A 905-nucleotide genomic window follows, 5' to 3' on the forward strand; every position below is an offset into this window, starting at 1 on the left:
AGCAGGCCAAGAAGCAATCTCCTTGTATTATCTTTATCGATGAGATCGATGCTGTCGGTCGCCATCGTGGTGCGGGTATGGGTGGTGGTCATGATGAGCGTGAGCAAACACTGAACCAGCTCTTGGTAGAGATGGACGGCTTTGAAGGTAGTGAAGGTGTCATTGTTATTGCTGCAACCAATAGGCCGGATGTTCTAGACCCAGCATTGTTAAGACCGGGGCGTTTTGACCGTCAAGTTGTGGTCGGTTTGCCAGATATACTTGGTCGTGAGCAAATTCTGAAGGTGCATATGAAAAAGGTGCCTTTAGCTGAGGATGTTGCGCCAAGTTTGATTGCCCGTGGTACGCCAGGATTTTCAGGTGCTGACTTGGCGAACCTGGTTAACGAAGCTTCCCTGTTTGCGGCACGAGCTGATAAGCGTGCAGTTGAAATGACAGACTTTGAGCTTGCTAAAGATAAGATTATGATGGGCGCAGAGCGCAAGTCTATGGTGATGTCTGAGAAGGAAAAGCTTAATACGGCTTATCATGAAGCGGGACATGCAATTGTTGGTCGTGTTTTACCAGAACATGATCCGGTTTATAAGGTAAGTATTATTCCGAGAGGTCGTGCTTTGGGTGTGACGATGTTCCTGCCTGAAGAAGATCGTTATAGCTTGAGTCGCAAGCAGCTTATCAGCCAGATTTGTTCGCTTTATGGTGGCCGAATTGCCGAAGAAATGACATTAGGTATGGATGGTGTCACAACCGGCGCATCAAACGATATTCAGCGTGCGACAGAGATTGCTAGAAATATGGTAACCAAGTGGGGCTTGTCCGATAAGTTAGGGCCCTTGCTTTATGATGATGCCCAAGAAGAAGTGTTTTTAGGAAAGTCCGCTGGCAGTGGCGGTTCTCATGTGGCG

Annotated in this window: 1 protein-coding gene; it reads left to right on the forward strand. The window is 47.8% G+C overall.

The genetic code is table 11. The features are described 5' to 3' along the window. Window positions 1-905, forward strand: a 905-nt coding sequence (locus A3763_RS26565) for an ATP-dependent metallopeptidase FtsH/Yme1/Tma family protein (protein WP_156495360.1), incomplete at both ends; no start/stop codon positions are given.

This window comes from Oleiphilus sp. HI0128, assembly GCF_001635365.1.